This is a genomic window from Sinorhizobium terangae (genome assembly GCF_009601505.1).
GTDB lineage: Bacteria > Pseudomonadota > Alphaproteobacteria > Rhizobiales > Rhizobiaceae > Sinorhizobium > Sinorhizobium terangae.
Genome location: NZ_WITC01000134.1, coordinates 1 through 20214 on the forward strand (window position 1 = coordinate 1; position 20214 = coordinate 20214).

A 20214-nucleotide genomic window follows, 5' to 3' on the forward strand; every position below is an offset into this window, starting at 1 on the left:
ACGCTGTAGCACTTTGAATTGCTGCATGTTTTTATCCTTAAATCGGCTAGGATTTAAGGAAACATGCAGCAGGGAGATTACTTGCGGATCTCGGAAAGTTCGGCAAGGACTGCGTCCACGACGTCAGCACCGATCTCGTCCATGTGCTTTTGGTAAACGACCATCGACTTCTCGCGGATGCGGGTCTGTTCTTCGGGAGACAGGACGTTCACTTCGAGGCCCGCGGCCTTGATCTTCTCCAGCGACTTCTTGTTCAGGTCGCCGATGACCTGACGCTCGACGTCGCGGCCGACAACGGCACATTCACGAAGGGCCGCCTGCTCTTCCGGGGTGTAAGTGTCGAAGATGGCCTTCGAGAACAGGAAGAGGAACGGCGTGTAGGCGTGGTTGGTCTCGGTGATGTACTTCTGCACTTCGAAGAACTTCGAGGTGTCGATCGTCACATAGGGGTTTTCCTGGGCATCGATCGTTTTGGTTTCGAGAGCCGAGAACACTTCGCCGAAGGCCATCGGCGTGGCGTTGGCGCCGAGGTTCTGGAAGGTGTCGAGGAAGATGTTGTTCTGCATGACGCGGACCTTCAGGCCCGAGAAGTCTTCCCACTTCGTGACCGGACGGACGGAGTTCGACAGGTTACGGAAGCCGTTTTCCCAGTAAGCGAGGTTGACGAGACCGACGGCTGCGAGCTTCTCGTCCATCATCTTGCCGAACTTGCCGTCGAGAACCTTGTAGGCTTCCTGGGCATTGGCGAAGAGGAAGGGCAGGTCGAAGACGCCGAGAGCCGGCTCGATGCCGACGAGCGGCGACGACGAGGTCACGACGGCTTCCTGAACGCCCGAACGGAGCGCTTGGGTGGCCTGCAGGTCGCCGCCGAGCGCACCGCCCCAGAAGGCCGTCAGCTTGAGCTTGCCGCCGGACTTTTCGTCGAGGCACTTCTGCATGGCCTCGATACCATTGCCGACCGGGTGGTCGGCGTTGATGCCGTTCGACACACGGATGTTGCGGTCGTTGAATTCGGCGAATGCCGGAGCCGAAGCCGTGCAGGCGAACGCGATAGCAGTCGTGGCAAGTAGAAGTTTTCTCATAATTATCCTCCCAATGGATGGCTGAGTGAGAAGGTTGGTCGTGCTGGCTGTCAGTGCAGCCAGCGCGCCGGTACGATGACCAGGTCCGGGAACAGGACCAGGAGAAAGAGCACGATCGTCTGCGCAGCGAGGAACGGCCACACACCCGCCGTGACCTTTCCGAGCGGGATACGACCGACGCCGCTGACGACGTTGAGAACGACGCCGACCGGCGGGGTCAGAAGACCGATGCAGTTGTTCATGATGAACAGGACGCCGAAGTAGACCGGGTCGATGCCTGCCTGCTTGATGATCGGCATGAGTACCGGCGTCAGGATCAGAATCGTCGGCGTCAGGTCCAGAGCGGTGCCGACGATCAGTACCAGGATCATGACAACGAACATCAGCAGGATCGGACGGTCGATCAACGGTTCGATGTAGCCGGTGATCTCGGCCGGAATGTTCGCGGCGGTGATCAACCAGGCGGAAACGAGCGCGGCGCAGACCAGGAACATGATCACGGACGTCGTCTTTGCCGCCTGCAGGATCACGCGCGGAAGCTCTTTCCACGTCAGCTCACGGTAAATGAACAGGCCGACGAAGAGGGCGTAGGCCGCGGCGACGACGGCCGCTTCCGTGGGGGTGACCATGCCCGCCTTGATGCCGCCGAGAATGATGACCGGCATGCCGAGCGCCCAGAGTGCCCGACCGGTCACTTGGAGGCGTTCCTTCATCGACGCGCGCGGAAGTGCCTCGACCTTGTCCTTGCGCACGACGATCAGCCAGGTGCCGATCAACGCAATGCCCATCATGAGGCCGGGAACGATGCCGGCCATGAAGAGCTGCGTGATCGAAACGTTGGCGGCGACGCCGAAGACGATGAAGGCCATGGACGGCGGAATGACCGGTGCGATGATGCCGCCAGCGGCGATGAGACCGGCCGAACGCGGGACATTGTAGCCTGCCTTGGCCATCATCGGGATGAGGATGGCGGCGAGCGCGGCGGTGTCCGCGGCCGCGGAGCCGGAAATGCTGGCCATGATCAGCGCGGCGACGATCGCCACGATGCCGAGACCGCCACGAATGTGTCCCACGCAGGCGATGGCGAAATCGATGATCCGGCGCGAAAGGCCGCCGGCATTCATCAGCTCGCCCGCCAGAATGAAGAAGGGAATGGCGAGCAGAGTGAAGGTGTCAGCCCCGGCGATCATGTTCTGGGCGATGATCTGGGTGTTGAACATCCCCATGTACCACATGAGCACGACGCCGCAGAACATCAGCGAAAATGCAACCGGCACCCCGATCGCCATGGCTCCCAGCAGGGAACCAACAAAAACGAAAAGGGTCATCAGCTACGCTCCGCCATCTGTTCGAGAGTGAGGTTTTCGCCAGCGAAAGCCTCGATTTCTTCCTGGGTCACGCGACCGGTAAGGAGACGAACAAGACGTTCAAGCGCGATGATCACGCAGCCGGCGCCGGTAAAGAAGCCGATGCCGTAGACGAAGCCCATCGACAGGCCGGTCACAGGCGCCTTCATGCTCCAGTTGATCGGAAGCTGCTTCCAGGTGCCCCAGAAGAAGATCGCCGAACAGGCGATGATCACCAGATTGCTGAGGATCATGCAGACGATGCGCCCCTTGCGGCCGAGAGTCGCGACCAGCGATTCGACGCCCAGGTGTCCGTGTTCGCGGAAGGTCACGACGGCGCCGATGAAGGTTACCCAGACGAAGAAGTAGCGCGCCAGTTCATCCGACACTGTCAGGCCGGAATTCATGGAGTAGCGCATGACGACGTTGACGAAAACCATGACGGCCATCCCCGAAAGAAGGATGATCAGCAGGATTTCGAGAGCTTTGTAGAATAGATCGATTGGCTTTTGCACTCGGTCCTCCCCCGTTCGAAAATTACAAGAGGCCGCGCTTGGCGAGGTTTCGCATGAGGGCGCCGACCCCGAAGGTCCACTCCGGGCAGGCATCGCAGCGATCAACCCAGTTCACCAGACGCCCGAGCTTCGGCGTCGATATTTCCACCCGGTCGCCCACTTCGTGCGTGAAGCCTTGTCCGACGCCACGGCGATCCTTCACCGGCGCGAACATGGTGCCGAGGAACAGCACCGCACCGTCCGGATACTGGTGATTGCGGTTGCGCAGTTGCGACACCAGGTTTTCCGGGCTGCGGCTGATCGCTTCCATCGGGCTTTCACCGGCCATCTCGAAACCGTCCTCGCCCTTGACCAGCAGCGAGACGCGAACCTTGCGCAGGTCGTCGATCGTGAAGTTCTCATCGAACAGGCGAATGAACGGACCGATCGAGCAGGACGCATTGTTGTCCTTCGCCTTGCCGAGCAGCAAGGCGGAACGGCCTTCGACATCACGCAGGTTCACGTCGTTGCCGAGCGTGGCGCCGAGGATCGTGCCGTCGGAACGAACTGCGAGCACGACTTCTGGCTCGGGATTGTTCCACTGCGAGATCGGATGAATGCCAACCGTGTCGCCACAGCCGACGGACGACATGGGCTGCGACTTGGTGAAGATCTCGGCGTCGGGGCCGATTCCGACCTCGAGGTACTGCGACCAGAGATTCATGTCCTGCAGCAGCGCCTTGACCTTTGCCGCCTGCTCCGAACCGGCCACGAGACCGCGCAAGCTGTCGCCGAGCACCGGCGCCAGCCGGTCGCGGATTTCGCGTGCCCGGGAGGAATCGCCCTTGGCCTGCTCCTCGATCACGCGCTCGAGCATGCTGTCAGCGAAGGTGACGCCAGCCGCCTTGATCGACTGAAGGTCGATCGGTGCCAGAAGTTCGCCCGCCTTGCCGGAGAGGAAATCGTCGAGGGAGCCGAGATCGGCGAGACCGGTCGCGGATTTCAGCCGGTCGACCAGCCCGTCCTGCTCGAACAGGAAGGAAACGGTGGCGGCGACGGTCGTCAGGTCAAGCAAACGTCCGTCGCGCAGCAGGACCGGACATGGGCCATCGACGGCCTTCGACCACACACGCCCGACCAGAACGGCCTGCGCTGCGTCTTCCGGCAAAATTCCGGCCGCGGATAGTGAATGCTTGGAAACCAAGTCCATCCTCCCTTGAATGTCTCCCAGGCAGCGGCCTCCTGCTGCCTTGCCTTATTGTCAGGATGTCTGACAACGCTCCTGAATCGTTTTAGTCGGACTCCGCCGCACTGTCCAGCGTTCAAAATCACGACTTGCTCAAAAAGCCGCCACGCTTGAGACTGTCCTCACAATTTCCACAGACTCTCGACGATTGGCTTGATCAAATGCGAGCTCAATAGGCCTCGAGCGTCAGGTCGAGCCGCCTCGCCGCCCCCAACAGGTGCGCCTTCATCGCCTCCCTCGCCCGCTTCGGATCCCGGCTGGCAATGGCATCGCGCAAGGCGACGTGCTCCTCGATCGTCACCTCGACGATCTCCTCCAGAACCGCGGCCGCCCGCGCGGCATTGATCGCCACACTGATGCGCTCCGCGATGAACCCGATGAAGACCGAGAAGTATTCGTTTCCGGTCGCGGCGGCCACCGCGCGGTGAAACGCAAGGTCGGCGAGGATGCCTTCCGCCGTCCATTTTTCCGCGCCGCTCATGCCGGCGAGCGCTTCGTCGATACGCTGAAGGTCGTCGGCCGTATGGTGCAGCGCGGCCAGGCCCGCGGCCTCGATCTCCAGCGGCACACGCAACTGAAAGAGATCACGGAAACTTTCGCGGTCGGCGAGCTCATCCTGCTCGATGCGGATCGGTCGTGCGTGAGGCTCGGTGACGAAGGCACCGACACCCTGGCGCGTCTCCACCAGTCCTTCATTGCGCAGCTGCGCAATCGCCTCACGTACCACGGACCGGCTCACGCCCAACGCCTTCGCCAGAAAGTGTTCGGTCGGCAGCTTTTCGCCCGGACGCATCCGGCCCTCGGTGATGTCGCGCGCAATCTGACCGGCAATGCGCGCCGGCAGATGTTCATTTCGCCTGATATGTCCGAATTCCATCGTCTTTTACGTCCCGCCTCCTCCGCGTCACGTGAGGGTTTTCCATCAATCCCTCGCGAAACTCAATTGGCAACCGGGGTTCATCCGAAGATCCGGATCGATCGCCGTCTTCGCCGCGGTCAGCAGCTTGCGCCGAACCTCGGTGAGACGCGTGTCGAAGTCGGATTTCTTCAAGCGACCGATGCCATGCTCGGCACTGATCGAGCCGTGATGGCCGTCGAGCACGTCGTTGATGATCTTCTTCGCCCTGTAGATCCGCGCATCGATCTCACTGCGCGGCAGGTCACCCGGCGGCAGCACGTTCAGATGCACGTTGCCGTCGCCGACATGGCCGTAGGAGACGCAGACGCATTCCGGAAGTGCGTCGTAAACGGCCTTCTCGGCATCACGCACGAAGTCGGCGAGCCGCGACAGCGGAACGGAAACGTCGGTGCGCAAGTGCGGACCGCGCTTGGCTTGCCCTTCGTTCATGCCCTCGCGGAAAAGCCAGAGATTGCGTGCCTGCGCCTTGGACGTGGCGACCACCCCGTCGACCACGAGACCGTCGCCCATGACACCTTCAAGGAAGCGCTCCATCAGATCCGACACATCGACCAGCCCCGAGCCCGAGATTTCGAGCAGCGCATAGGCCGGGTGGTCGCCCGACATCGGCATGGCGAGGTCCGGCATCGCCTCGCGCGCCAGCGTGAAGGCGAGCGGCGGCATGAACTCGAAAGCCGACAGGAGGTCGCAGCAGTCGCGGCGGGCACGGCGGTAGAGCGCGATCACGTCGTCGAGCGAATTCAATCCCAGAAGGGCGGTGACCACCTGATCCGGCATCGGCATCAGCTTCACCGCGACCGCCGTAATGATCCCGAGCGTACCTTCGGCTCCGATGAACAGTTGCTTCAGATCGATGCCGCGATTGTCCTTGCGCAGCGTCGACAAGCCTTCGAAAACCGAACCGTCGGGCAGGACGACTTCCAGCCCCAGCACCAGTTCGCGCGTCATGCCGTAGCGCAGGACATTGATGCCGCCGGCATTGGTGGAGACATTGCCGCCGATTCGGCAGGACCCCTGCGCACCGAGCGCGAGCGGAAAGAACATTCCGGCTTCCTCGACCTTGTCCTTGAATTCGGAAAGGATAGTGCCCGCCTCGACGACCGCCGAAAAATCGTCGGCGTCAATCCGGCGGATGGTACTCATGCGCTCGAGGCTGAGCACGACCTGGTTTTCCGGCGCATCCGGCGTCGCACCCAGCACAAGGCCGGTGTTGCCGCCCTGCGGCACGATCGCGACGCCGAGTTCTGCGCAGACGCGCACCGCCTTCGAGACATCCTCGGTGGAGCGCGGACGAAGGACGGCGATCGCTCCGGTGGTCACGTCGCCGTGCCAGTCTCGACAATAGCGCTCCATCTCTTTCCCGAGGAGGACCAGGTCTGCCCCGAGGGCGTCCACGAATTTCTGCTGATACGACTGGATGCTCACGCTCACATGCCCCTCCCGCCCCGGCGCCGACGACCTGTGCGGGACACCAATTATTCTGTTTTCAAACGCATCATATAAGGTTATCAGACAACCTTACAATGGCTTTTTTCGGTTGAGTGGTGCGCACCTTCGTCGGAAGGTGCGAACGAAAGCATGGAGGAGTAATCACATGCACATTCTGATCATCGGCGCCGCCGGCATGGTGGGTCGCAAGCTCACGGCACGTCTTGCAAAGGACGGAAACCTGGACGGCCGCGCCATCGAAGCGATGACGCTGGTCGACGTCGTCACCCCGGAAGCGCCGGCGGGTTTCACCGGCAAGACGATCCTTGAAACCGTTGACCTTTCGTCTGCCGGCGAAGCCGAGCGCCTCGTTGCCGGACGGCCGGATGTGATCTTCCACCTCGCCGCCATCGTGTCGGGCGAAGCCGAACTCGACTTCGACAAGGGCTACCGCATCAACCTCGACGGCACCCGTTACCTGTTGGACGCGATCCGCATCGCCCACGGCCAGGACGGCTACAAGCCGCGTGTCGTCTTCACCTCGTCGATCGCCGTCTTCGGCGCTCCCCTGCCCTACCCGATCCCGGACGAGTTCCACACCACGCCGCTGACCAGCTACGGCACCCAGAAGGCGATCTGCGAACTCTTGCTGTCGGACTATTCGCGTCGCGGCTTCTTCGACGGCATCGGCATCCGCCTTCCGACCATCTGCATCCGTCCGGGGAAGCCGAACAAGGCTGCCTCCGGCTTCTTCTCCAACATCCTGCGTGAGCCGCTGGTCGGCCTGGAAGCCGTACTTCCGGTCTCCGAGGACGTCCGCCACTGGCACGCCTCGCCGCGCTCGGCCGTCGGCTTCCTGATTCACGGCGCGACCATCGACGTCGAAAAGGTCGGCCCGCGCCGCAATCTTTCGATGCCGGGCCTCAGCGCCACCGTCGGCGAACAGATCGAGGCTCTGCGCCGCGTAGCTGGCGAGAAGGCCGTGTCGCTGATCCGTCGCGAACCCGACGAGATGATCATGCGCATGTGCGCCGGCTGGGCGCCCGGTTTCGAAGCCAAGCGCGCCATCGAACTCGGTTTCACCGCTGAAAAGTCCTTCGACGAGATCATCAAGGTCCACATCGAGGACGAATTGGGAGGCAAGCTCTGATGACCGCGGAGAAAGCGACCGCGTCCCGGCGCATTGCCTTTCTCGGCACCGGGCTCATGGGCGCGCCGATGGCGCGCCGCCTGCTGAAGGCAGGTTTTCCCGTCACCGTCTGGAACCGTGACGCCTCCAAGGCCGAAGCCTTGGCGGCCGATGGCGCAAACATAGCCGCGACGGCCGCCGACGCTGCACGTGATGCCGACATCGTCTTCACCATGCTGAGTGATGGGAACGCGGTCGGCCAGGTTCTGTTCGAAGCCGGCGTCGCCGATGTGCTGAAGGCCGGCGCGATCGTCGTCGATTCCTCGTCGATCGCCCCGCCGATCGCCCGCGATCACGCCGCCCGCCTCGCTGGGGTCAACGTCGCCCACGTCGACGCCCCGGTCTCCGGCGGCGTCGTCGGCGCCGAAGCCGGGACGCTCGCCATCATGGCCGGCGGCGAGGCCGAGGTTATCGCCGGCCTTACGGACGTCTTTGCCGCGCTTGGCCGCGTCACGCATGTCGGCCCCGCCGGCGCCGGCCAGATCTGCAAGCTGGCCAACCAGCAGATCGTCGCCATCACGATCGGCGCGGTTGCCGAGGCGATGATCCTCGTGGAAGCCGGCGGCGCGGATCGCGGCAGGTTCCGCGACGCCATTCGCGGCGGCTTCGCCGAAAGCCGGATTCTTGACCTGCACGGCGCCCGCATGGTGAACCGCACCTTCGCTCCCGGCGGCCCCTCTCGGCTGCAGTTGAAGGACCTGGACGCGGTTGCCGCCATGGCCGATCTCCTCAATCTGGAATTGCCGTTGACGGCCATGGTGCGCAGCGAATTCCGTGACTTCGTCGCCGACGGCGGCGGCGAAAAGGATCACAGCGCGCTTCTATTGCATCTGGAGAAGGTCAACGGCAGCGAACGGAAGGACAATCAATGACCGACGACAAGAAGGCCACCCGACGGCTGCGCTCGCAGGACTGGTTCGATAATCCAGAGCACCTGGACCTGACTGCGCTCTACCTGGAGCGCTTCATGAACTACGGCACCACACCGGAAGAGCTGAGGTCCGGCAAACCGATCATCGGCATTGCCCAGTCGGGCAGCGACCTCAACCCCTGCAACCGCCACCATCTGGAGCTGGCGAAGCGCCTGCGCGACGGCATCCGCGATGCCGGCGGCATTCCGATCGAGTTCCCGACCCATCCGCTGTTCGAGAACTGCAAGCGGCCGACGGCGGCGCTCGACCGCAACCTCGCCTATCTCGGACTGGTCGAGATCCTTTACGGCTATCCGCTCGACGGCGTGATCCTGACGACCGGCTGTGACAAGACCACGCCCTCGGCGCTGATGGCCGCCTCAACCGTCGACATTCCGGCCATCGTCTTTTCCGGCGGACCGATGCTCGACGGCTGGAACGACGGCGATCTCGTCGGCTCCGGCACCGTGATCTGGCGTTCGCGCCGCAAATATGCCGCCGGCGAAATAACCCGCAAGCAGTTCCTCGAAGCGGCCCTCGATTCCGCGCCCTCGGTTGGCCATTGCAACACCATGGGCACGGCTTCCACGATGAACGCCATGGCCGAAGCGCTCGGCATGTCGCTGACCGGCTGTGCGGCGATCCCGGCAGCCTACCGCGAACGCGGCCAGATGGCCTATCGCACCGGCCGGCGCGCCGTCGAGCTCGTGCTGGAAGACATCAAGCCGTCCGACATCCTGACGCGCGAGGCATTCCTGAACGCGATCAAGGTCAATTCTGCCATCGGCGGCTCGACCAATGCCCAGCCGCACCTGATGGCGATGGCCAAGCATGCGGGCGTAACGCTCAACCCGGACGATTGGCAGGTCCATGGCTACGACATACCCCTGCTCGCCAATGTCCAGCCGGCGGGTGCCTATCTCGGCGAACGTTTCCATCGTGCCGGCGGTGTGCCCGCGATCATGTGGGAGTTGCTCAAGGCCGGCAAGATCGACGGCGGCTGTCCGACGGTCACCGGCAAGACCATGGCAGAAAACCTTGAAGGCCGAGAATCCGACGACCGCGAAGTGATCCGGCCTTTTGCCGAGCCGCTGCGCGAACGCGCGGGCTTCCTCGTCCTCAAGGGCAATCTCTTCGACTTCGCCATCATGAAGATGAGCGTGGTTTCCGACAGCTTCCGCCAGCGCTATCTGCAGGAGCCGGGACGCGAGGGCGTGTTCGAGGGTCGCGCCATCGTCTTCGACGGATCCGAGGACTATCACAAGCGGATCAACGATCCCTCGCTCGATATCGACGAGAACTGCATCCTGGTGATCCGCGGCGCCGGTCCCAAGGGTTGGCCAGGCTCGGCCGAAGTGGTCAACATGCAGCCGCCGGATCATCTGCTGAAGCGCGGCATCATGAGCCTTCCGACGATCGGCGACGGCCGCCAGTCGGGTACGGCAGACAGCCCGTCGATCCTCAACGCCTCGCCCGAAAGCGCCGCCGGCGGCGGCCTTGCCTGGGTACGCACCGGCGACACCATCCGCATCGACTTCAACAAAGGCCTCTGCGACATGCTGGTGGACGACGCCGAGATCGAGCGCCGCAAGGCCGAGGGCATTCCGAAGGTACCGGGTGACGCCACACCCTGGCAGATGATCTACCGCCAGACCGTGACTGAGCTCGCCGACGGCGCAACGATCAGGGATGCGGACGCGTTCCGCCAGATCTCCAGGACGCCGCCGCGGCACAACCACTAACGATCTCGCGACCGCACGGGGCAAAGGCCCCCGTGCGATCGCCGTTGCCTCTCCTGTTCGACCTGCCCATCAACCTACAGCGCGCTGTTCCTCGACCGAAGGCGTGTCCTCGACATCCAGTTCGCGCCGTTCCTTTTCGGTCTCGATGGCGACATCGAGCACCTTCTGGAGATTTGCGGCGTGGCGGAAGTCGGGATCGACCGCCTGGCGTTCGGCGACCGCCGCGGCAAAGCGCTGGTAATTGGTCGGCACCGTCCCGGCGTCGAGCTCGCGCCAGATCGCCTTTTCGACATCGGGGCCCAGACAGGCCTTGAGGCGCGAGCCGTCCGGCGTATGGATCACCTCCAGCGCGCCCTTGTCGCCGTGCAGCCTCAGCCTCAGCTCGTTAAGATGACCCGTCGCCCAGCGGCTGGCATGGATCACGCCCATCGCGCCGTTTTCGAACTCCGCCGTCATCGCGAAGCTGTCATTCGCATCGAGGTCGTATTCGCCGATGCGGTTGTCGGGCGCCTTGTCGAACGCCTTCAGCCGGGCAAAGACCCGCTCGACCGCACTGCCGGCGCCATAGCCGGCAAAATCGAGGATATGGATCCCGACATCGCCGAGCACGCCGTTTGAGCCGTGCTTGGTCGACAGCCGCCACAGCCATTTCGATTCGCTCGCCCAGTCGCCCCAGGCCTTCGACACCAGCCAGCTCTGCAAGTAGGAGGCTTCGAGATGGCGCACCCCGCCGATCTCGCCCGCAAGCACCAGCTCGCGTGCCCGCTGAAGCGGCGCCACATTGCGGTAGGTGAGGTTCACCATGTTGACGACACCGGCGCGCTCCGCCGCTGCGGCCATTTCGGCGGCCTTCTCGTAGTTTTCCGCCAGCGGCTTTTCGCACAGCACGTGCTTGCCGGCGGCGATCAGGGCCAGCGTCGTCGGATGATGGGCCTTGTCCGGCGTGACGTTGGTCGCCGCGTCGAATTCGCCCCAGGCGATCGCGTCCTCGAGCGACGTGAAGACACGGTCGATGCCGTGCATTTCGGCGAAGGCGCGCGCCCGCGACGGGTCGACATCGACGGCGGCGACAAGCTCGACGCCCTCGATCTTGGCAAATGCTAGCGCATGGCTGTTGGCCATGCCGCCGGTTCCGAGAATAAGCAAACGCATGATGGACCTCATCGATATCCTGCTTCGCCGGCCTGGTGGAGCTTCGGCCCCCGCTCGACGATCGGCTCCAGCGCCTTCTCCACCGGCACGTTCGGCGCCTCGTGGATCGCCTTGTACGTGCCCTGCGGATTGTGCGCCCATTTTACCGCGTTGCGCAGCACCGTCTGCACCGTCGCATCGTGATAGGTGGGATAGGTTTCGTGACCGGGACGGAAATAGAAGATGTTGCCGGCACCGCGCCGCCAGGTCAGCCCCGAGCGAAACACCTCGCCGCCGGCAAACCAGGAGATGAACACCGTCTCCAGCGGCTCCGGCACGGAGAATTGTTCGCCATACATCTCCTCGTTTTCCAGCACGAAATTCTCGCCGAGACCGGCGGCGATCGGGTGGCGCGGGTTGACGACCCAGACGCGCTCGCGCTCGCCCGCCTCGCGCCATTTGAGCGCGCAGGGCGTGCCCATCAGCCGCTTGAACACCTTGGAGAAATGGCCGGAATGGAGCACGATCAGCCCCATGCCTTCCCACACGCGCTTGGCCACGCGCTCGACGACGCGATCGTCGACGGCGCCGTGGTCCTTGTGGCCCCACCAGACGAGCACGTCGGTCGAAGCCAGCCGTTCGTCGCTCAAGCCGTGCTCCGGCTCCTGCAACGTCGCCGTCGTCGCGGCAATCGCCACGTCCTCGTTCAGCGCCGCCGCGATCGTGTTGTGCATGCCGTTCGGGTAAATCTCCCGAACCACCGCATTCGTCTGCTCGTGGATGTTCTCACCCCACACGATGGTGTTGATAGCCAAGGTCATTCTCCTCGTGGTTTCGGCATCCGCTGCCGGATGCATTTGTCTGGTGGCTAACTTGTGGCGGGATTATGCCGCGCCGCGTAATTCCGTGCGGCCGATCGCGCGTCCTGCCGCATCGAAGCGATGAATGTGGCCGGCGGCCGGGGAAATCTCCACGGTTTGTCCGGGATGATGCCTGGAGATCCCTCTTTCCCGGACGATCAACGGCTCGCCGGCGCCGATGTCAATATAAACATAGCTGTCGGAACCGAGCATCTCGGCGTGGACGACCGTGCCGCTCCACTGCCCGGCGTTCTCGACGATTTCCAGATGCTCCGCCCTGACGCCGATCGTCTGCGCCTTATAGGGCTCCGCGAAGGCGCCCTCCAGAAAGTTCATTTTCGGCGAGCCTATGAAGCCGGCGACAAAGATCGAGTTCGGGCTTTCATAGAGTTCGAGCGGCGTGCCGATCTGCTCGACAAGCCCGTCCCTCAGGACGCAGATCCGGTCGGCAAGCGTCATCGCCTCCACCTGGTCGTGCGTCACGTAGATCATCGTCGTGTTGTGCATGCTGCGGTGGAGTTTTGCGATCTCGATGCGGGTCGCCACACGCAGCGCCGCATCGAGATTGGAAAGCGGTTCGTCGAACAGGAAGACCGTGGGGTCGCGCACGATCGCGCGGCCGATCGCCACGCGCTGCCGCTGCCCGCCGGAGAGCTGGCGGGGCAGGCGCTTGAGATAGGGGGTAAGCTGCAGCATTTCGGCCGCCGCCTCGACCCTTTTCCTGCAATGTTCCTTGTCCTTGCCGGCGAGCTGCATGCCGAAGGCCATATTGTCGAAAACGTTCATGTGCGGATAAAGCGCATAAGACTGAAACACCATGGCAATACCGCGGCGGGACGGAGCAAGTTGATTGACGACCTCACCGTCGAAGGCAAGCGTTCCCGAGGTGATTTCCTCGAGGCCCGAAATCAGCCGGAGCAAAGTCGACTTGCCGCAGCCGGACGGCCCGACGAAAACCATGAACTCGCCCGTCCGGATATCCATGCTGACGCCCTTGATGACCTCGAAGGAACCAAAGGACTTGCGAATGTCCCGCAACTGTAGCTCTGCCATTTCCTTCTCCTAAATCAAGCGGGATGCGAGTGGGAAGCCGCCCACAGTTTTCCTCGTCCGCCCTAGCCTTTGACGCCACCGGCCGTGAGGCCGGATATGATCCGCCGCTGAAAGATCAGCACCAGGACGACCAGCGGCACCGTGACGATCACAGACGCGGCCATGATGTTGCCCCAGGGGATTTCGAAGTTGCTGCTGCCCGAGAGCAACGCAATGGCGACCGGCACGGTGCGCTGCGTGTCCGACGAGGTGAATGTCAGCGCAAAAAGGAACTCGTTCCAGGCGGCGATGAAGGCGAGCAGTCCCGTCGTCACCAGCGCCGGCCACATCAGCGGCATGAAGACGCGGGTGATGATCACCCAGGGCGAGGCGCCGTCGACGATCGCCGCTTCCTCGATCTCGACCGGCAGGTCGCGCATGAAGGTAGTGAGGACCCAGACGGTGAACGGAAGCGTGAAGATCATGTAGGAGAAGATCAGCGCCAGCGGCGTGTTGAAGATGCCGACGGAGCGGACGAGCTCAAACAGGCCAGCAAGCACCGCGATCTGCGGAAACATCGACACCGACAGGATGGTGAGTAGCAGCAGGGCCCGTCCGCGAAACCGCACCCGCCCGAGCGCATAGGCGGCGGTCACGGCAAACAGCAGGGAGATGGCGACGACCGAGGTCGCGACCAGCAGCGAATTCCCGAGATTGCGCAGAAAACTGCCATGCGAGACGACGCTTTTGTAATTGGCAAGGGAGAGTTCCGTCGGCCAATAATCGACGCGGAAGAGTGCAGTCCCGGATTTGAGGCTCGTCAGCACCGCATAATAGAAGGGAAAGACGGCGATCGCGATGATAACGACGACCAGGGCGTAAAAGGCGGCACGCTTTGCGACAATGACGGCCATCAGCGTTCTCCTTCAAAATTGACCCGCCCGAACCACATGTAAAGGACGGTGATCGCGGCAATGATGAGAAAGAGCATGGTCGAGGCGGCGGCGCCGTAGGCGAACTTGTCGAAATCGAAAAGGTTCTCGCGCGCCAGCACCGACATCGTCTTCGTCTGCGTATTGTTCGGCGTCAGCACGTAGATCAGGTCGAAGATGCGCAGCGCGTCGAGCATGCGGAAAATGACCGCGACCATCAGCGCCGGGCGAATGAGCGGCAGCGTCAATCGCCAGAATACCTTCACCGGATGAACACCATCGATCTTCGCGGCCTCGTAGATATCGCCCGGCACCATCTGCAGGCCAGCGAGGACGAGGAGTGCCATGAAAGGCGTCGTCTTCCAGATGTCGACGATCAGAACGGCGATCATTGCCGTGTCCGGATTGGCGGTCCAGGCGACCTTCTGGCTGATCAGCCCGAGGCCGAGCAGTATGTCGTTCAGGATGCCGAACTGGTCGTTGAGCATCCAGGCCCACATCTTCGCCGACACTATCGTCGGGATCGCCCAAGGGATGAGTATGGCGGCCCGCACCAGTCCGCGCCCCGGAAATTGCGCGTTCAGCACCAAGGCCACCACGAGCCCGAGCACCGTCTCGATGCTGACGGAAATCAAGGTGAACTTCAGCGTGTTCCAGACGGCGTTCCACCAGACGGGATCGGCGAGCAACCCGCGATAGATGGTGCGGCCGCTCTTCAGCGTGATCCAGGTGAGATAATTATCGAAGCCGATGAACTCGGCGCCCGCGAGATTGGTCAACGATGCAGTGGTGAAGCTGAAATAGATCGTCCTGACGAGCGGCCATCCGGCGACGAGCGCCAGCACGAGAAGCGTCGGCGTCAGGAAGACCCACGCGGAGCGGACGCGCTGTGCTCTCAAGTCTGAATGGACGTGCAGGCGGCTCGCGAGTGCGGCCGGCGGATCCGCGACGGTAAGATCGGTCATGACTGAGGCTCCCCTGCGTTCGGCTTTCGCCGCTGGTTTCGAGGGGGATGGCGGCCGATCCGACCGCCATCCCCCGGCGACGGCTGCAAGGCAAGGAAGCGAATGCGAATTATCGGCGCTTGCCTGCCTCGGGGAGGCTTACCAGCTGTCGCCCTTGAGCTCGGTCAGGTCGATTTCGAGTAGTTCGAGATTCTCGGCGGCGGTTCCGTTGCCGGAGAGCGTATTGTGCACGGCGCTCCAGAACTTCGAGGAAACCTCGTTGTATTTGACCTTGGTGACGGCCGACGGCCTCGGCACAGCACTCTCGAAGATCGGTTTCCAGTTCGGCATGAAGGGCTGCGCGGCCGCGACGTCCGGATCGTCATAGAGCGAAGCAATCGTCGGCAGTTGCGAGAGCTGCAGGGCGCGCGCCTTCTGTACCGTCTTCGACGAAAGGAACTTCACCAGCTGGATCGCCGCCTCCTGCTCGTCGGTATATTTCGAAACCGCGAGATTCCAGCCGCCGAGTGTGGAGGAAGGCTCCTCGCCGTCGCTCGCGGTCGGCAGCGGCATGACCTCGAACTTGCCCTTGACGGCGCTGTCATCGCCGTTTCCAAGCGCATAGGCATAGGGCCAGTTGCGCATGAACACGGCATTGCCCGTCTGCCAGACGCCGCGCGATTCCTCCTCCTGATAGGCGAGCACGCCCTCCGGTGCGATCGTGCCGATCCATTCCTTGGCCCGATCTATGGCGGCGGCCGCCATTTCGTTGTTGACGGAAATCGTGCCGTCCGGCTCGACGATTTGGCCGCCGCTGGAGGACTTGATCCATTCGAGCGCATTGCAGGTAAGCCCCTCGTAGGCGTTCGCCTGGAAGACAAAGCCCCAGATATCCGCCTGGCCCGCAGCGCGCTCCTTCTCCTGGATCTCCTTGGCGGTTGCCGCCAGCTCATCCCAGGTCTTCGGCGGTGTCCTGCCATATTTTTCGAGCAGGTCCTTGCGGTAGTAGAGCGCCGGCGCGTCGGTGAAGATCGGCAGCGCGACGAGCTTGCCATTGACTGTCTGCGACTGAATGATCGAAGGGAAATGGTCGCCGACGACGTCCTTCGTCGCTGCCGTCAGGTCGATGAACTGGTCCGCCAGCTGCGGCGCCCAAATGACGTCCGTCTGGTAGACGTCGACATCCTTGTTTCCGGCGGCGAGCCACAAACGATACTGGCTGAACTGTTCGCTGCTCGACGGCGGCATGGTGACGAGATTGACCTTATGGCCCGTCTGCTTCTCGAACAGGTCGAGCTGTTCGCGCATGAAATTCACATTCTTGCCGGTGGTATTGGCCGCAAGCGAGAGCTCCGCGGCAGCGGCCAGATCGGCAGCGCCGAGTGTGGCGAAAACAGTCAAGGTCCTCAGCAGCAGTGTCATGGTCGATCGCTCCTCCAGATCTCCAACCGCTCGATGCCTCCTCAGCAAATTCGAAAACGGTTTGGCTGATAAAAGCTGTCAGAAGGCGTAAAACTTGTCAATATGCAGGATGCGTCACCCACTGCAAATTTGATTATCCCTGAACAATGTGTTTAGATTCAAATTGTTATGCTGTTTACAACTCTTGTTAGAGCTTCAGAGAATCGCACGGGAAATCACCTCTTTTTAAACTTATTTAAAACGCTTTGGCTAGATGTCGCCCGGCCCGAAGACCTTATTCTGCCTCATAGCCGACGATCCGCGATCGGTTGTCCCTGGCGACGAAGGCGTATATTCCTGATCGGGCAACGGGGTTTAAGGGAAGCAACGGGGTTTAAGGGAATAAGAGCCCAGATGAAACTGAAGGAGTTCGCCCGCCAACTGGGCCTTTCGCCGACGACGGTCAGCCGCGCGCTCAGCGGCTATCCGGAGGTGAGCGAGAAGACCCGCCAACGCGTGGCGGAAGAGGCCGTCCGCCTCGGCTATCGCCCGAACATCAATGCCGTGCGACTTGTCACCGGCCGGGCAGGGGCCATCGGCGTCGTCATGGGACGCAAAGGTGAGTTCCAGTTTTCCGAATTCATGAGCGGCATGGCCGAACGGCTGGACGGGGAGGACATCGACATCCTCGTCAGCCCCGTGGCCGAGCAGGAAACGCGCGACGAGATCCAGATCTATAGCCGGCTCGTGACCAGCGGCCGCGTCGATGCCATCATCGTCCATTCGCCGAAGCCCGATGACGAGCGCATCGGTCTCCTTCACAAGCTCGGCGTTCCGTTCCTGGTCCACGGCAGGTCGGAGACTGACGTCCCGCATGCCTGGCTTGACATCGACAACGAGGGCGCCATTCGCAGGGCAACATCGCATCTCCTCGACCTTGGCCACAGGCAGATCGCGATGATCAATGGCGGCGCCGGCTTCACCTTCTCGCTTCATCGCGACAAGGGTTACCGCGACGCGCTGGAACAACGCGGGATTGCCTTCGACCCTCGCCTTGTCGTCCACGGCCACTTTACGGATGAGCTCGGTTTCCGCTTTGCGCGGTCTTTGCTCGAGCAATCGCCGCGCCCCACCGCCTTCGTCGCGGGCTCGATGATGACGGCGCTCGGGGTCTATCGGGCGGTGCGGTCCCGCGGGCTCGTCGTCGGACGCGACATTTCCGTCATCGCCCATGACGACGTCTTCCCTTATCTGACGGCCGATAACATGGTTCCGTCGCTGTCGGCGACCCGCTCCTCCATCCGCGCCGCCGGGGCTCGAGCGGCAGACCTCGTGCTGCAACTCCTGGGCGGGAGGCCCGCGAGCGAAATTCACGAGCTCTGGCCGGTCGAACTCATCCTGCGCGAGTCCACCGGCCCGGTGCCGCACTCAAACGCAATTCCGGACAGAACAGGCTGACCATCCGCCGGTAACGTCGATCGCGCCGGCCGACACGCCCTTGCGCCCTGCCCTTTGGCAGGCCAAGACTGCGCGCAAAGATTCGAAGTCAGACAGGCAGAGATGAAGACAAGTGAGATCGCGATCATCGGCGGTGGGCCGGCAGGCCTCATGGCGGCGGAGGTTTTGTCCGGCCTCGGCCATTCGGTGACGATCTACGACAGCATGCCGACGGTCGGGCGCAAGTTCCTGCTCGCCGGCAAATCCGGCCTCAACATCACGCACGCCGAGGACTATAACCTTTTCAGGACGCGTTTCGGCGCCGGGTCGGACCGGCTGCGCCCTGCCCTCGACGCCTTCACGCCGGACGACGTGCGGGACTGGGCAGCCGGGCTCGGCACGGAAACCTTCGTCGGCTCCTCGGGCCGCGTCTTTCCGAAGGTCATGAAGGCGTCCCCGCTCTTGCGCGCCTGGCTGCGCAGGCTGGAAGCGCAAGGTACCAAACTTCGCACCCGTCATCGCTGGTCGGGTTTCGAGGACGGGGGCTACGCCTTCGAGACGCCGGAGGGACAAACGGTCGTCCATTGCGACGCGGCCCTGCTGGCGCTTGGCGGGGCAAGCTGGCCGCGGCTCGGCTCCGATGCTAGCTGGCTGGCCTTGCTGCGCGACCAAGGCGTTGCGATCAGTGATTTTCGGCCCGCCAATTGCGGCTTCGACGTCGCCTGGAGCGAAACCTTTCGCGACCGTTTCGCCGGCGAACCGCTGAAATCGGTGACGGCTTCGTCCGATGCCGGCGTCTTTCCGGGCGAGTTCGTGGTGACGCGGCACGGCGTCGAGGGCAGCCTCGTCTATGCCCATGCGTCGGGTCTGCGCGACCGACTCGAGCACGACAGCGAGGCCACACTCGTGCTAGACCTCGTGCCCGGACGAACAGTGGAACGCCTTGCCCGCGACTTTGAGCGGCAGCAAGGCAAGGCGAGTTTCTCCAACCGTCTTCGCAAAGCCGCACGCCTTTCAGGCGTCAAGGCCGCCTTGGTGCGGGAGCTGGCGCCTGCAGCCCTTCAGGCCGATCCGCATGAACTCGCAAGCCTGATCAAGGCCTTGCCGATTCCGGTTCTAAGAACCCGGCCGATCGCAGAGGCGATATCCTCGGCAGGCGGCGTCAGCTTCGAGAGCATCAATGACGACTATATGCTGAAGGCGCTACCGGGCGTGTTCGTCGCCGGCGAAATGCTCGACTGGGAAGCGCCGACCGGCGGTTATCTGCTGACTGCCTGCCTTGCCATGGGCCGCGCCGCGGCGCGGGATCGAGGCCTGGCTGCGGTTATAACAGACTTCGTTCAGGCAGTCTCCGGGCGGAGTTCTTCGACGCCGCCAGCCTCTCGAGCCGGCCGTCTGCCATAGGCGCGCAAGAAGGTGCGCACGGCTGCGCGCGCAGACTTTTCGAGCTCCTCGTCGGTCGGCGCTCCGCCGAGGGAGCTGATCATCTGCAGATCGGCATTGACCAGAGCAAGGAACTGCTTGGCGGCGAGATCGAAGTCGTCGATATCCAGCCGCGTGACATGAGAAAGCCGGGCAAAGAGCGCCGCCAGGGCGGTTCCGATCTTGCCCGGACCTTGCTGGCGCCAGATCTCGAAGAGGTGCGGATAACGCTCGCCCTCCGTCTGCACCAGCTTGCGGATGAACTTTCCGTCGTGATTGCAAACGCAGTTCTTGTTGAGGCGAACGGCAAAGGCGGTCAGATCGTCTTCGAGATTGTCGCCGTTGTCGGGAAAGGTCGCCAGAATCGAAAACAACGCGGCGTTGGCGCGGTCCAGAATGTCCTGAACGACCGCCATGAACAGCGTCTCTTTTTCGCGGTAGTGGTTATAGACGGTCTGCCGCGAGACACAGGCTTCCATCGCGATTTCGTCAATGCTGGCGCCGGCAAAACCTTCGCGGCAAAATACTTCGGCAGCGGCGTCCAAAATCGAGACGCGTTTGGCGCATTGGCCTTTCTGAGTGGGGCCGCCCGGCTTCGGTTGCGGCGCTTTAAGTTTTTTCATGCCCTGAAAATAGGACGTGTTGACGAATTAGACAACGGTGTCTAACTTTACACGCGTGTCCAATTTGTTAGACAC

17 protein-coding genes and 1 pseudogene are annotated in these 20214 nt (G+C 62.7%); 5 read left to right on the forward strand and 13 right to left on the reverse strand.

Features of this window, described 5'->3' with window-relative positions:
- Positions 1 to 77 precede the first annotated feature (77 nt).
- The 6 genes from GHK62_RS32055 to GHK62_RS32080 form a co-directional block, all read right to left on the reverse strand.
- Positions 78 to 1082, reverse strand: a complete 1005-nt coding sequence (locus GHK62_RS32055; RefSeq protein ID WP_153443022.1) for a TRAP transporter substrate-binding protein — start codon at positions 1080 to 1082, stop codon at positions 78 to 80.
- Positions 1083 to 1132: 50 nt separating this feature from the next.
- The gene (locus GHK62_RS32060; RefSeq protein ID WP_153443024.1) at positions 1133 to 2410 is read right to left on the reverse strand and encodes a TRAP transporter large permease; all 1278 of its coding nucleotides are present in this window, start codon (positions 2408 to 2410) and stop codon (positions 1133 to 1135) included.
- Entirely contained in the window at positions 2410 to 2943 is a 534-nt protein-coding gene (locus GHK62_RS32065; protein ID WP_184108485.1) for a TRAP transporter small permease, read from the reverse strand. Before GHK62_RS32065 ends, GHK62_RS32060 begins: the two co-directional genes overlap by 1 nt.
- 22 nt (positions 2944 to 2965) lie before the next feature.
- Positions 2966 to 4132, reverse strand: a complete 1167-nt coding sequence (locus GHK62_RS32070; RefSeq protein ID WP_153443028.1) for a fumarylacetoacetate hydrolase family protein — start codon at positions 4130 to 4132, stop codon at positions 2966 to 2968.
- Positions 4133 to 4337: 205 nt separating this feature from the next.
- On the reverse strand, positions 4338 to 5045 hold the full coding sequence (locus GHK62_RS32075) for a FadR/GntR family transcriptional regulator (RefSeq protein ID WP_153443029.1): 708 nt from the start codon (positions 5043 to 5045) through the stop codon (positions 4338 to 4340).
- Positions 5046 to 5090: 45 nt separating this feature from the next.
- Complete coding sequence (locus GHK62_RS32080; protein WP_380787167.1) at positions 5091 to 6482, reverse strand: FAD-binding oxidoreductase; 1392 nt, start codon at positions 6480 to 6482, stop codon at positions 5091 to 5093.
- 199 nt (positions 6483 to 6681) lie between these two features.
- Here GHK62_RS32080 and denD point away from each other — a divergent pair, with 199 nt between their 5' ends.
- From denD to GHK62_RS32095, 3 genes are read left to right on the forward strand one after another with little or no spacing between them, the layout of a single operon-like run.
- Complete coding sequence (denD, locus tag GHK62_RS32085) at positions 6682 to 7665, forward strand: D-erythronate dehydrogenase (RefSeq protein WP_153443031.1); 984 nt, start codon at positions 6682 to 6684, stop codon at positions 7663 to 7665.
- Positions 7665 to 8576 (forward strand): NAD(P)-dependent oxidoreductase, encoded by a 912-nt coding sequence (locus GHK62_RS32090; protein ID WP_153443033.1) that lies wholly within the window; start codon positions 7665 to 7667, stop codon positions 8574 to 8576. Before denD ends, GHK62_RS32090 begins: the two co-directional genes overlap by 1 nt.
- The gene (locus tag GHK62_RS32095) at positions 8573 to 10357 is read left to right on the forward strand and encodes an IlvD/Edd family dehydratase (RefSeq protein ID WP_153443035.1); all 1785 of its coding nucleotides are present in this window, start codon (positions 8573 to 8575) and stop codon (positions 10355 to 10357) included. Before GHK62_RS32090 ends, GHK62_RS32095 begins: the two co-directional genes overlap by 4 nt.
- Before the next feature lie 69 nt (positions 10358 to 10426).
- Here GHK62_RS32095 and GHK62_RS32100 read toward each other — a convergent pair whose 3' ends face one another.
- The 6 genes from GHK62_RS32100 to GHK62_RS32125 form a co-directional block, all read right to left on the reverse strand.
- Entirely contained in the window at positions 10427 to 11509 is a 1083-nt protein-coding gene (locus GHK62_RS32100; RefSeq protein ID WP_153443037.1) for a Gfo/Idh/MocA family protein, read from the reverse strand.
- A gap of 8 nt (positions 11510 to 11517) precedes the next feature.
- Complete coding sequence (locus GHK62_RS32105; protein ID WP_153443038.1) at positions 11518 to 12303, reverse strand: ThuA domain-containing protein; 786 nt, start codon at positions 12301 to 12303, stop codon at positions 11518 to 11520.
- Between the two features lie 69 nt (positions 12304 to 12372).
- The gene (locus GHK62_RS32110) at positions 12373 to 13401 is read right to left on the reverse strand and encodes an ABC transporter ATP-binding protein (RefSeq protein WP_153443040.1); all 1029 of its coding nucleotides are present in this window, start codon (positions 13399 to 13401) and stop codon (positions 12373 to 12375) included.
- A gap of 62 nt (positions 13402 to 13463) precedes the next feature.
- Entirely contained in the window at positions 13464 to 14294 is an 831-nt protein-coding gene (locus GHK62_RS32115) for a carbohydrate ABC transporter permease (RefSeq protein WP_153443042.1), read from the reverse strand.
- Positions 14294 to 15277, reverse strand: a complete 984-nt coding sequence (locus tag GHK62_RS32120) for a carbohydrate ABC transporter permease (RefSeq protein ID WP_153443044.1) — start codon at positions 15275 to 15277, stop codon at positions 14294 to 14296. Before GHK62_RS32120 ends, GHK62_RS32115 begins: the two co-directional genes overlap by 1 nt.
- 138 nt (positions 15278 to 15415) lie before the next feature.
- Positions 15416 to 16678 (reverse strand): ABC transporter substrate-binding protein, encoded by a 1263-nt coding sequence (locus tag GHK62_RS32125; protein WP_153443046.1) that lies wholly within the window; start codon positions 16676 to 16678, stop codon positions 15416 to 15418.
- 393 nt (positions 16679 to 17071) lie between these two features.
- Here GHK62_RS32125 and GHK62_RS32130 point away from each other — a divergent pair, with 393 nt between their 5' ends.
- Together GHK62_RS32130 and GHK62_RS32135 are read left to right on the forward strand one after the other, a co-directional pair.
- Positions 17072 to 18115: a substrate-binding domain-containing protein gene (locus GHK62_RS32130; RefSeq protein WP_153443048.1), complete on the forward strand. Its 1044-nt coding sequence runs from the start codon at positions 17072 to 17074 to the stop codon at positions 18113 to 18115.
- Between the two features lie 102 nt (positions 18116 to 18217).
- Positions 18218 to 19424, forward strand: a pseudogene (locus tag GHK62_RS32135) (BaiN/RdsA family NAD(P)/FAD-dependent oxidoreductase).
- 10 nt (positions 19425 to 19434) lie between these two features.
- Here the strand turns inward: GHK62_RS32135 and GHK62_RS32140 are convergent.
- A complete protein-coding gene (locus tag GHK62_RS32140; protein ID WP_153443052.1) occupies positions 19435 to 20139 on the reverse strand; it encodes a TetR/AcrR family transcriptional regulator in 705 nt (234 codons plus the stop codon).
- Positions 20140 to 20214 lie beyond the last annotated feature (75 nt).